The sequence below is a fragment of the Streptomyces sp. PU-14G genome (assembly GCF_041028275.1).
Lineage (GTDB): Bacteria > Actinomycetota > Actinomycetes > Streptomycetales > Streptomycetaceae > Streptomyces.
Map to the genome: position 1 here is coordinate 1 of NZ_JASKYT010000271.1, position 10,552 is coordinate 10,552.

Here is a 10,552-nt window from a genome sequence, read left to right on the forward strand (position 1 = left end):
CCATCGAGGAGGTCGGCCTTCTCCGCTTCGGGGAGGCCGACCTCCTCGATGGGGCGGCGGGCGCCTTCGGGTGGGGCTTCGGCCTCCTCCCCCACCGTCGGCTCGGCGGTACGTGTGGGCGCTTCGGTCGTGCTCTCGGGGGTGCGGGGCTCCTCGGTCTCGGCCGCCTTCTTGCGCCGGCCGGTCACCACGAGCCCACTGATCGCGGCGAGCGCGACCACAGCGATGACTACGACAAGGATGACGATTTCCATAGCGGCTCCAGTATCCGCCACCGTCAATGCTTCGCGGCCATTCCCTCCTCGCGCGCGCTGGGTTACGGTCCGTCACGCACCGTGCCACCTGCCGGGGAGCCCCACGTGACCGTGACGACCACAGTCCGCTTCAATCTCGTCCAACCCGACGCGTGTTCGGACGCGGCGCCCGGTCCGCCGCTGGGCGACCGCTACCGGGCGGCGCTGGAGATGGCGGCCTACGCCGACGAACACGGTGTGACGTCTCTCATCGTCGAGGAGCACCACGGCTCGCCCGACGGCTGGCTGCCCGCTCCGCTCGCGCTGGCGGGCGCGCTGCTGGGGCGCACCCGCACCACCCTGGTGACGGCCTGCGCGATCCTGGCGCCGCTGTACGACCCGCTGCGGCTCGCCGAGGACATCGCCGTCCTCGACCTGGTGAGCGGCGGGCGCCTGGTCACGGTGGCGGGCATCGGCTACAGGAGGCAGGAGTACGAGGCGCTCGGGGTGGACTTCGCGCGGCGCGGCGCGCTGCAGGACGAGGCGCTGGAGACGCTGCTGGCCGCCTGGACGGGCGAGCCTTTCCGCTACCGCGACCGCACCGTGCGGGTCACTCCGCGCCCGCACACCCGTCCGCACCCGCCCCTGTTCGTCGGCGGCAGTTCGCGCCCGGCGGCGCGCCGCGCCGCACGGCTGGGGCTGCCGTTGTTCCTGCCCGCACACCTGCCACAGCTGGCGCGCTACTACGAGGAGCGCTGCGCCGAGGCGGGGAACCCTCCGCTGTGCCTGATGCCGCCACCCGAGCTGCCGGCCGTGCATCTGACCGACGACCCCGACCGGGCCTGGGCCGAGCTGGGCGGGCACTTCCTCCACGAAGCCCGCAGGTACGCCTCGTGGCAGACCTCGGACGTGCACTCGCTGATGACGGCGCGGGCGACCACGGTGGAGGACCTGCGCGCCGAGGGCGTCTACCGGTTCCTCACGCCCGAACAGTGTCTGACGCTGGTCGCCGGACAGCCGGCGGGGGCCCGGCAGCTGCTGCTGCACCCGCTGTGCGGGGGCATGCCGATCGAGGAGGGCCGGCGCTCGCTGCGCCTGCTGGCCGAGGAGGTCATCCCCCGGCTCGCGGAGATCGAGGAGTAGGGCCGGACGAGCCGCGCGGTCGCGGCCGGCGCCCTCGCACCGGCGCCGGACAGTCCGCTGCCCCGGCTCCTGGCGAGGGGGCCGGGGCAGCGCCGTACGAGGAGTGGGCGGCGGGGACTTAGCCCATCTCCTCCAACGCCTTGCCCTTGGTCTCGCGCACCCACAAGAGGATGAACGGGATGGAGAGCAGGGCGAAGACCGTGTACACGAGGTAGGTGACGGACAGGTTCCACTCCGACAGGCTCGGGAAGCTGGCCGTGATGGCCCAGTTGGCGACCCACTGGGCGGAGGCCGCGACACCGAGCGCGGCGGCGCGGATCCTGTTGGGGAAGATCTCGCCGAGCAGCACCCAGACGACGACGCCCCACGAGAGCGCGAAGAACAGCGTGAAGGTGTGCGCGCCGACCAGGGCGACGACGCCCTGGGTGTCGGGCAGCGAGACGTCGTCCCCGGAGCCGGTCTTGTACGAGAACGCCCAGGCGACCGCCGCCAGCGACAGCGTCATGCCCACCGAACCGATCAGCGCCAGCGGCTTCCGGCCGATCCGGTCGACGAAGATCATCGCGATGACGGTGCCGACGATGTTCACGATCGAGGTCGTGAAGGAGTAGAAGAACGAGCTGCTGGGGTCGATGCCCACCGACTGCCACAGCGTCGAGGAGTAGTAGAAGACGACGTTGATGCCGACGAGCTGCTGGAAGACCGACAGCCCGATGCCGACCCACACGATGGGCAGCAGCCCGAAGCGCCCGCCGAGCAGGTCGCGGAAGGAGGACCTGTGCTCGCTGCGCATCGCCGTCTCGATTTCGTCGACGCGCTGGTCCAGATCGGCGCGCTCGCCCTCGACGCCGGCCAGCACGCGGCGGGCCTCGGCCTCACGTCCCACGGAGATCAGGAAGCGGGGGGACTCGGGGATGCGGAAGGAGAGCAGGAAGTAGGCGAGCGCGGGGATCACCATGATGCCGAGCATCCACTGCCAGGCCTCCAGCCCCGCGAGGGTGCCGCGCTGGTCCCCGTCGGCGACGGTGAGGATGCCCCAGTTGACGAGCTGGGACACGGCGATGCCCAGCACGATGGCGCCCTGCTGGAAGGAGGCGAGCCGGCCGCGGTAGGCGGGCGGGGAGACCTCCGCGATGTAGGCGGGGCCGATGACGGACGCCATGCCGATGGCGATGCCGCCCAGCACGCGCCACAGCGCCAGGTCCCACAGCGCGAACGGGAGGGCCGAGCCGACGGCGCTGACGGTGAACAGGACGGCGGCCAGCCGCATGACGGGGATGCGGCCGATCCGGTCGGCTATCCGGCCGGCTATGGCGGCGCCGATGGCGCTGCCGATCAGGGCGGCCGCGATGACCTGTGCCAGCAGGGCTGACCCGACGTCGAAACGCCCCCTGACCGCCTCCACCGCTCCGTTGATCACTGAGCTGTCGTAGCCGAAGAGGAAGCCGCCCATGGCGGCTGCGGCGGTGATGAAGACGACACGGCCGAGCGGGGCTGTGTGTCCTCCGGAGCCGGGCGCCGTCTGCGGCGGCGCTGCCTGCGCTGTGCTGGTCACGTTGTTCTCCTGAGGTACCCCGGCGACGGTGCCGGGAGGGGACGCCTCCGTCCAAAGGTCGAAGACGGGCTAGCGCCGTGCGCGACCGCCTTCGAGCTCACGGGGGCACCTCAGACTGTAAATCTTCAATTCATGAAGTCAATAGGTCGGCTTCTGCGACCCTGCGCACAGGAGAGGCGAGGCCGTGTTCGGCTTGTGAAGTGAAGTCGCCTTATCGGGGGACGCCCGCCGCCTCACGTGAGGCGCTGGCTGATGACCTTCGAGACGCCGTCACCCTGCATGGAAACGCCGTAGAGCGCGTCGGCGACCTCCATCGTGCGCTTCTGGTGGGTGATCACGATCAGCTGGGAGCTGTCCTTGAGCTCCTCCATGATCCGGATCAGCCGCTGGAGGTTGGTGTCGTCCAGCGCCGCCTCGACCTCGTCCATGACGTAGAAGGGGCTCGGCCTGGCCTTGAAGATCGACACCAGCAGCGCGACGGCCGTCAGCGACCGCTCGCCGCCCGACAGCAGCGACAGCCGCTTGACCTTCTTGCCCGGCGGCCTGGCCTCCACGTCCACGCCGGTGGCCAGCATGTCGTCCGGATCGGTGAGCACCAGCCGCCCCTCGCCACCCGGGAACAGCCGAGAAAAGACGCCCTCGAACTCGCGGGCGGTGTCGTGGTACGCCTCCGTGAAGACCTGCTCGACGCGCTCGTCCACCTCTTTGACGACCTGCAGCAGGTCGGCGCGGGTCTTCTTCAGGTCCTCCAGCTGCGCGCTCAGGAACTGGTGCCGCTCCTCCAGCGCCGCGAACTCCTCCAGCGCCAACGGATTGATCTTGCCCAGCTTCTGGTAGGCCCGCTCGGCCGCCTTGAGCCGCTTCTCCTGCTCCGCACGGACGAACGGCACCGCCTCCCCGCCCCGCCCCCGACGGGCAGSACCGGGCCGCATGGCTCGGGTGCGGGGTGGCACCCGGGGTCAGCGGAGGGGCGGGTTCCGGGGTCGGATCGAGGTGAGAGATATCTCGACGTCAACAAACTCTTGAAGTTCCACTATGAGGAAACTAATCTCCACTGATCAGAAGCACCTTCCTGTCCCGGAGGTGCCATGGCCGCGTTCCGCGCGCCCGGCGCGGCACGCGGCACCCCGTGCCGTCCCGCTTCGCCCGAGGCCCGGCGGCCGCACATCACGCTGTCTGAAGGAGTGACCCACCATGTCCGCACCAGCGCCCTCTCCGCTGGAAATCGTCGGTGTCGAATCCGGGCAGCGGCCCGCGAGGCAGGACGAGGTGCTGACCGGCGCCGCGCTGGAGTTCCTGGCCGCGCTGCACCGCGAGTTCACCCACCGCCGCGACGAGCTGCTCACCCGCCGGGCCGAGAAGCGCGCCGAGACCGCGCGCACCGCCTCCCTGGACTTCCTGCCCGAGACCGCGCACGTGCGCGAGGGCGACTGGCGGGTGGCCGACTGCCCACCCGCGCTGCTGGACCGCCGGGTGGAGATCACCGGGCCCACCGACCGCAAGATGACCATCAACGCCCTCAACTCCGGGGCGAAGGTCTGGCTCGCCGACTTCGAGGACGCCTCCGCTCCCACCTGGGAGAACGTCATCGGCGGTCAGCTCAACCTGACCGACGCCTACGAGCGGCGCATCGACTTCACCGACGAGCGCAGCGGCAAGAGCTACGCGCTGCGCCCGGCCGAGGAACTGGCGACCGTCGTCGTGCGGCCACGCGGCTGGCACATGGACGAGGCGCACCTGGTCTGCGACGGCACGCCGGTGCCCGGCGCGCTGGTCGACTTCGGGCTCTACTTCTTCCACAACGCGCAGCGCCTGATCGACGCGGGCAAGGGCCCCTACTTCTACCTGCCCAAGACCGAGTCGCACCTCGAAGCACGGCTGTGGAACGAGGTGTTCGTCTTCGCGCAGGACTACTGCGGCATCCCGCAGGGCACCGTCCGCGCCACCGTCCTGATCGAGACGATCACCGCCGCGTACGAGATGGAGGAGATCCTCTACGAGCTGCGCGACCACGCCGCCGGGCTGAACGCGGGCCGCTGGGACTACCTCTTCTCCCTCGTCAAGAACTTCCGGGACGCCGGCTCCCGCTTCGTGCTGCCGGACCGCAACGCGGTGACGATGACCGCGCCGTTCATGCGGGCCTACACCGAACTGCTGGTGCGCACCTGCCACAAGCGCGGTGCACACGCCATCGGCGGAATGGCCGCCTTCATCCCCTCCCGCAGGGACGCGAAGGTCAACGAGGTCGCCTTCGAGAAGGTCCGCGCCGACAAGGACCGGGAGGCCGGCGACGGCTTCGACGGCTCCTGGGTGGCGCACCCGGACCTGGTGCCGATCGCCAAGGCCTCGTTCGACGCGGTGCTGGGCGACCGGCCGCACCAGAAGGAGCGGCTGCGCGAGGACGTCGACGTCAAGGCCGCCGACCTCATCGCCGTCGACTCGCTGGAGGCCCGGCCCACGTTCGAGGGGCTGCGCAACGCAGTCCAGGTCGGCATGCGCTACATCGAGGCGTGGCTGCGCGGCCTTGGCGCGGTGGCCATCTTCAACCTGATGGAGGACGCGGCCACCGCGGAGATCTCCCGCTCGCAGATCTGGCAGTGGATCAACGCGGGTGTCGTGCTGGACACCGACCAGCAGGTCACGGCCGACCTGGCGCGCGAGGTCGCCGCGGACGAACTCGCCGCGATCCGTGCGGAGGTCGGCGAGGAGGCCTTCGCGGCCGGCCACTGGCAGCAGGCCCACGACCTGCTGCTGCGGGTCGCCCTCGACGAGAAGTACGAGGACTTCCTGACCACGCCCGCGTACGAGATGCTGCGCGGCTGAGGCGCCTTCGCCGCCTCGCACGGCGGCACCGACGGGCGGTGACGGACGGCCTTGCCGGTCGGGTCACCGCCCGTCGCGGTACGTTGACAAAGTGTTGAGCGGCGGTTGCGCCGGCCGGGCTCCGCGACTAGCGTCCCGGCAATTCGCGTCTACGCGCGTCACGCGCGATGTCGCATTTTCCGCGAGGTCGCACGACTGAAAAGGACGACAGATGCAGCGCTCGCCACTGATACGTACGTGCCTCGCCGGATCCGCCGCACTCGCCGCGGCGCTCACCACGGCAGCCCCCACGCAGGCCGCCACCACCCCCTCCGCGGCTTCCGCGTCCTCCACGCCTTCCGCGGCGGGGGCGGCGACGCGGCACGACTGGGTCTCCACCGGGAAGGGCATGACCTCGGGCGTCAGCGGCATGGTGGTCACGCACCGGCACGGTCACGGCGGCTTCGACGCGCTCATCGTGCGCGACAACAAGAAGCCCGGCGAGAACCGGCTGGCCGAGGTCGCCTTCCGGCACGGCCGGAAAGCCGACGTCCAGCCCCTCGACTGGCAGGGCGGCAGCGTCCCCGTGGACCTCGAATCCCTCGACGAGGTACCGGGACACCGCGGTCAGTACGTCGCCGTGGCCAGCGAGGGCACGGGCTACCGCTTCGACGTGGACGGCGGCACGGCGCACGTCCGCGACACCTTCACGCTGCCGGACATCGGCGAGGACGAGAACATCGAGGACTTCGCACTGACCTCCCGGCACGGGAAGCTCGCCGCCGTGTGGGCCGACCGCGGCCAGGACGAGCGGCCCTCCACCCTCCACGCCGCGCGGGTCTCTCTCGGCGCGCACCGGACCGGCTTCGGCGCGGTGACTCGGGACGAACTGCGCGCCCCCTACCCCGCCGAGAACGTACGGCACGCCTCCGACCTCAAGATCACCGATTCGGGAACGCTGCTCGTCAGCTCCGCCTCTGACCCGGGCGACGACGGACCGTTCGACTCGGCGGTCTACACGGCGGGCACGGTCTCGGTGCACCGCTCCGGCGTCACCCTGCACGTCGCCGAGGAACCCGACGTGCTCGGCACGTTCGCGGACCACAAGATCGAGGCCCTGGCCTGCCTGCCGGGATCCCGTACCGGAGCGCTGGGAACGGACGACGAGAACGCGGGCGGCGCCCTGCGCACGGCCCGCTTCTGCGCGCACTGACCGGGCCGCCACCACCGGCGCGGCCAGGGGCCCGCAGGGGCTCCGGTGGCCGGATCGGCGCGGCCGTCCCGCCGCGGCTCGCACAGCGGGCCGCGGCGAGCGGTCTCACGTGACCGTGACCGTCGTGGCCACGGTCGTGCAGACCATGACGGCGGCGAGGACCGCCTGCATGTCCTGCAAGGCCCTGCGGACGTCCTCCGCCGCCCACTGGCCCTCGGCGATGGACTCCATGCGCGGGGACACCTGCTTGCGGGCCACGTCGGGGAAGGCCGCGGCGTGGAGGTTGGAGGCGTGCAGGAGCGCGATCAGCCCCGTGGTGCGCTCGTCGGGCTCGGCGCCGTCGAGGACGACGTCCGCCAGCCGGTGCCGCAGCTCGCGCTCCACCGAGCCGTCCGCCTCCGGATAGCGGCGGGTGACGAAGATGCCGAGCGTGCGGTGTTTCTCCTCGGTGATGATGCCGCGGGCGCACAGGCTCGCCACGGCGGCATCGAAGGCCTTGGCCTGGTCCTTGGACAGCCAGTCGCCGACCTTGGCGTGGTCGTCCTGCTCTGTCCACTCGGTGATCGCGGCGAGGCGGCCGTCCAGCAGTGCGTCGCCGGTCGGCGTCGGATCGGTGACGGTGAGCCGCCCCTCGGTGGCGGCCACCCGCCCGGCCAGCGTCAGCTCCAGCAGCGTGCCGCCCGCGACGGCCCATCCGGCTGCGTGACGGTCCTTGGCCGTGCCGGTGTCGTCGTCCAGCGAGAGCAGCGTGATTTCCTCACCCAACGTGACGGTCATGGGTCCCCCTTGGTGCATCCCCGTTCTTCCAGGTTCCGCTGCCCACCCATCGGACACCCAAACGTCACCCACGGCTACGTCCAGACGGCTCCCAGCGCGACGAAGCCCGCGATCAGGAGCGCGAGGATGCCCAACAGCGGGGCGGCGAAGCGCAGGTAGCGGTCGTAGCCGACCCGGGCCAGCGAGATGCCGCCCATGATGACGGCTGTGGTGGGGACCCACAGGTTCATCCAGCCGCTGGCGGCCTGCCACGCGGTGACGACGACCGCGCGGGAGACGCCCGCGAAGTCGGCGAGCGGCGCCAGGATGGGCATGGCGAGGGTGGCGTGCCCGGAGGTGGAGGGGATGAGGAAGGCGAGGGGCAGGTTGACGACGAAGATCATGATGCTGAACAGCGCGGAGGGCACGCCGGTGACGGCGCCCTCGATGGAGTGCAGCACGGTGTCGGTGACCTTCGCGTTGTTCATGAGGGTCGTCACGCCGCGGGCCAGCACGATCACCAGCGCGGGCGAGACGAAGTCGCCGACGCCCTCCACGAACGTCGCCGTGAACCGCTGCTCCCCCATCCGCGTCACGAGACCCACCAGGATCGCGGCGCAGAGGAACAGCGCCGCGAGCTGCGGGAAGGACCAGCCCAGTTCCCAGCCGTAGGGGGCGGCGTCCGCGTCGCCGGTCAGCGCGCTCGCCCACGGGATCACCGAGAAGATCATGAAGGCGAAGACCAGCACGACGGTCACCAGGACGACCTTGTGCGTGCCGGTCAGCGGCGGCGGCTCGCCCGCGTCGGAGCGCACCGTGGCCTGGTCGCGGTCGCCGGGCAGGAAGCCGGACAGCGAGCGCTCGGGCCGGGCCCGCACGCGGCGCGCGTAGCGGACGACGTAGGCGATGGTGACCGTCGTCAACACCACCCACATCAGGGCGCGCAGCGAAATGCCGTCGCCGAGGGAGATGTCGGCGGCGGAGGAGGCGACGCCGGTGGCGAACGGGTTGACGGTCGAGCACAGGACACCGATCCCGGCGCCGAGGATGATGGTGCCGGTCGCCACCATCCGGTCGTAGCCCAGGGCCAGCATCAGCGGGACGACCAGCCCGTAGAAGCCGAGCGTCTCCTCGGCGAAGCCCTCCACGGTGCCCAGCAGCGAGAAGAGCAGCATCACGCCGACGATCAGCAGCGTGCCGCGCTCGCGCAGCCGGTGGGCGAGGCGGCCGATGCCGCGGTCCATGGCGCCGGTCGCGAAGACGACGGTGATGAAGGCGCCGATGGCGAGCACGAACCAGAACACCCCTGCGGCGCCGTAGAGTTCGCCCACGGCGTCGGGGGCCACCTGTCCCGTCTCGGTGTCCTGGATGCCGTAGAGGCCGTTGACCGGGGAGAGGAACAGGTCGGTGAGCCGGTCGAGGAAACCGAGTCCGGACGGCACCCTGTGGTAGGTGCCCTGTTGGGGGGCGCCGTCGGCGTCGCGCTCGTAGCTGCCCGAGGGGATAAAGAAGGCGAGCACCCACACCAGGAGGGTGACCAGCGCCAGGACCGTCAGCGCGCTGGGGAAGGTGAAGCCCCGGCTGCCGTTCCTCGAAGGGTCCTCGGCTCCGCCCACGCCCCGCGCCCCTTTCCTGCGTCGTCGGTGTCACGCACCCCGATGAAACACAGCGCAGCATAACGGCCATAACGCTCTATATCGGGCAGATCTGGCTGAGGGTGAGGTCAGGGTTCCGTCGTTCCGCGAGATGATCAGCCGGCGCCCGCCTGGCGGCAGGATGGTCGGCATGACCAGACGCACCCGCGCCCGCTCCCGAGGGCTTCTCGCCGCCGCCACCGCCCTCACCGCCGCCACCGCTTTGGGCACGGCAGGGTGCTCCTGGGCAGGTTCCGAGACGCACAACGCCTCGCGGTCGTACACCGCCGGGGCGAAGGGCGAGCGGATCAACGCGCTGGAAGTCGACACGCACGCGGGTGACATCACCGTCAAGGCCGCCGAGCCCGGGCGCACGAGCGTGGGCGTCACAGAGGACTCCGCGTACGGGAAGACCAAGCCGCACACCGAACACTCCGTCAGCGACGGCACCCTGAGGCTGACCGCGGACGACTGCTCAGGCGGCGACGGCGCATGCGAGGTCACCTACACCCTCTCCGTGCCCGCCTCGCTGCCCCTGCGCCTGAAGACGGGCGGCGGCTCCCTCGTGGTGCGCGGCACCTCGGGGCCTGTGCACGCCACCTCCGGAGGCGGCAGCGTGCGGATGCTGGACTCCGAGGCGAGCGAGGTGGCGGCGGAGACCGGCGGCGGCAGCCTCACGGGCACCTTCGCCACCGCGCCCGACACGCTGCGCTACGAGACGGGCGGCGGCAACGCGACCGTGCGGCTGCCGCGCGGCCCGTACGCCGTCGACGCCACCACGGGAGGCGGCAAGCGCACGGTGACGGTGGACACCGACCCCGCGGCGGAGCACCGGATCACCCTGCGCAGCGGTGGCGGCAACGTCTCCGTGCTGCGGGCGGACGCCGACTAGGCCGTTTCTGATGGCTCTTGGACGGTGTCGCGGAGCCAGATGTTGATCGCTGTGACGGCGAGTGTGCCGTTGAAGATGTAGTCGCGCTTGTCGTAGCGGCTGGCCACCGCGCGGTACTGCTTCCACTTGTTGACGCACCGCTCGACGGCACTGCGGCGGCGGTACTGGGTCTTGTCGAAGGCCGGTGGGCGACCGCCGTCCCGTCCCTGCCGCCGACGGTTGGCCCGCTGGTCATCAGGCTGGGCGATGGTCGCTTTGATGCCCCGTCGCCGCAGATAAGCGCGGTTGTCGCGGCTGGAGTAAGCCTTGTCCCCGCGTACCCGG

The 10,552-nt window shown here is 71.1% G+C and carries 8 protein-coding genes and 2 pseudogenes; 4 read left to right on the plus strand and 6 right to left on the minus strand.

Going from position 1 to position 10,552, the window contains the following annotated elements; genetic code table 11:
• Positions 1-254: pseudogene (locus AB8Z75_RS25410) on the minus strand (signal recognition particle-docking protein FtsY); the annotation flags it as partial.
• A 105-nt stretch (positions 255-359) separates the two neighbouring features.
• Here AB8Z75_RS25410 and AB8Z75_RS25415 point away from each other — a divergent pair.
• Positions 360-1,376, plus strand: coding sequence for an LLM class flavin-dependent oxidoreductase (locus AB8Z75_RS25415; RefSeq protein ID WP_369205825.1), 1,017 nt, complete (start codon positions 360-362; stop codon positions 1,374-1,376).
• 118 nt (positions 1,377-1,494) lie between these two features.
• On the opposite strand, the gene AB8Z75_RS25420 is transcribed toward AB8Z75_RS25415, so the two are convergent.
• Both AB8Z75_RS25420 and AB8Z75_RS25425 read right to left on the minus strand, forming a co-directional pair.
• Positions 1,495-2,931: a sugar porter family MFS transporter gene (locus tag AB8Z75_RS25420; RefSeq protein WP_369205827.1), complete on the minus strand. Its 1,437-nt coding sequence runs from the start codon at positions 2,929-2,931 to the stop codon at positions 1,495-1,497.
• A gap of 233 nt (positions 2,932-3,164) precedes the next feature.
• Positions 3,165-3,818: pseudogene (locus tag AB8Z75_RS25425) on the minus strand (AAA family ATPase); the annotation flags it as partial.
• A gap of 307 nt (positions 3,819-4,125) precedes the next feature.
• Between AB8Z75_RS25425 and aceB the strand changes: the two are divergent.
• Both aceB and AB8Z75_RS25435 read left to right on the plus strand, forming a co-directional pair.
• A complete protein-coding gene (gene aceB / locus AB8Z75_RS25430; protein ID WP_369205829.1) occupies positions 4,126-5,754 on the plus strand; it encodes a malate synthase A in 1,629 nt (542 codons plus the stop codon).
• Positions 5,755-5,965: 211 nt separating this feature from the next.
• Positions 5,966-6,946, plus strand: coding sequence for a hypothetical protein (locus AB8Z75_RS25435; protein WP_369205831.1), 981 nt, complete (start codon positions 5,966-5,968; stop codon positions 6,944-6,946).
• Between the two features lie 105 nt (positions 6,947-7,051).
• Here AB8Z75_RS25435 and AB8Z75_RS25440 read toward each other — a convergent pair whose 3' ends face one another.
• Positions 7,052-7,723 (minus strand): GPP34 family phosphoprotein, encoded by a 672-nt coding sequence (locus tag AB8Z75_RS25440; RefSeq protein ID WP_369205833.1) that lies wholly within the window; start codon positions 7,721-7,723, stop codon positions 7,052-7,054.
• Between the two features lie 74 nt (positions 7,724-7,797).
• Positions 7,798-9,318, minus strand: coding sequence for a YfcC family protein (locus AB8Z75_RS25445; RefSeq protein ID WP_369205835.1), 1,521 nt, complete (start codon positions 9,316-9,318; stop codon positions 7,798-7,800).
• Positions 9,319-9,487: 169 nt separating this feature from the next.
• Between AB8Z75_RS25445 and AB8Z75_RS25450 the strand changes: the two genes are divergently transcribed.
• Entirely contained in the window at positions 9,488-10,228 is a 741-nt protein-coding gene (locus AB8Z75_RS25450; protein ID WP_369205837.1) for a hypothetical protein, read from the plus strand.
• On the opposite strand, the gene AB8Z75_RS25455 is transcribed toward AB8Z75_RS25450, so the two are convergent.
• Positions 10,225-10,552 (minus strand): transposase (locus tag AB8Z75_RS25455; protein WP_369205839.1); only part of this gene is annotated, 328 nt, incomplete at its 5' end. The genes AB8Z75_RS25450 and AB8Z75_RS25455 overlap by 4 nt on opposite strands.

Bases quoted from the DNA above. Each gene is read 5' to 3' on its own strand.
- aceB (WP_369205829.1), top strand. From the start codon at position 4,126: ATGTCCGCACCAGCGCCCTCTCCGCTGGAAATCGTCGGTGTCGAATCC.
- AB8Z75_RS25435 (WP_369205831.1), top strand. From the start codon at position 5,966: ATGCAGCGCTCGCCACTGATACGTACGTGCCTCGCCGGATCCGCCGCA.
- AB8Z75_RS25440 (WP_369205833.1), bottom strand. From the start codon at position 7,723: ATGACCGTCACGTTGGGTGAGGAAATCACGCTGCTCTCGCTGGACGAC.
- AB8Z75_RS25450 (WP_369205837.1), top strand. From the start codon at position 9,488: ATGACCAGACGCACCCGCGCCCGCTCCCGAGGGCTTCTCGCCGCCGCC.